The following is a 1,113-nucleotide window of genomic DNA, read 5'->3' as shown; positions in this document are numbered from 1 at the left end:
GCAAACTCACACTTTTATATCAAGCACCTTTAGTAAGTAGTCTTCATTCCATCCGGCCTTAAGCCTTTTCCCAGCTATCCCTTGCTTTTCTGATTTTTCATTTTTCAATAAATTCAATGCTATTTTGAGAAGTACAGAATAGTTTTGAGCAGCGTTTTTATTTCTTTTTCGTGATGCATCTTCTGAGAATGCTACATCTAAAGTCCAGTGTAATTTATTCTCAACTCCCCAATGCGAACGGATATAATTCTGATAGTTTTTAGCTACATCATTTATACTGGTAATATAATAACGGATTGCTTTCTCTGTTTGTTTGTCGCTAATTTTAAATTCTCTAATTGACTCTAATTTAACTATCTGAGTTAATTTATTCCATTTGTTATCTTCGTTTTCTATAAATTTAAAATCTGTGATTACACTGCATTTCCTTGTTTCAATTCTGCCATGGCCTATGTCAATATTCTCATGGGTTTCTATTTGTTTTGCGAAACGAAACTCATCTTTTATTTGCTCTAATAATTGTTCTTGATTTCCTTTAACAGCTAAAATATAGTCTGCTTCACTTTCTTTAATTTTATCGGCGATATCAGTTTGAGTTCCCATGGCATCAATAGTGATAATATTGCCTGAAATACACAGTTTTTCTATCAGCTCTGGAATTGCTGTTATTTCATTTGATTTTTCATTTACTCTTACTCGACCCAAAACCAAATTATTTTGACTTGCCCAAGCGCTAACCATATGAACTGGAGATTTCTTTCCTGCGGACTTAGCACCTCTTATTGACTTCCCGTCGATTACAATGACTTGACCTTTCAATACTGTTGATATAGAATTTACCCAATCAATAAAACAAGTTTCAAATTGATTGCTATCAATTGCTGAAAACAACCTGTTTATTGTATCTTCAGAAGGTATCCCGTTTGGTAACTGAAGAAATGTTCTTAAAAATACTTCTTTTGATTGAGCAAACTCTCTCATTTGTTTCCATGTTACTGCGCCACAAATGACCGAAATTATTCCCACAAGAAAGATATCGGATATATTGTGAAGTTGGCTTATATGGCTCCTAGGATCGTCTATAGTACCAAAAATACTTATTAGATTGTTTGT

General features: G+C 33.2%; 1 protein-coding gene. It reads right to left on the bottom strand.

Annotation, left to right across the window (positions count from 1 at the left end; genetic code table 11):
- Positions 1-6 precede the first annotated feature (6 nt).
- The coding region (locus HNS38_RS20080; RefSeq protein ID WP_216663806.1) for an ISAs1 family transposase at positions 7-1,113 on the bottom strand (1,107 nt) is incomplete at its 5' end.

Source organism: Lentimicrobium sp. L6, assembly GCF_013166655.1.
Taxonomy (GTDB): domain Bacteria; phylum Bacteroidota; class Bacteroidia; order Bacteroidales; family UBA12170; genus UBA12170.
The sequence above is the reverse complement of the archived record's forward strand: the minus strand, read 5'-3'. Positions and strand labels throughout refer to the sequence as shown.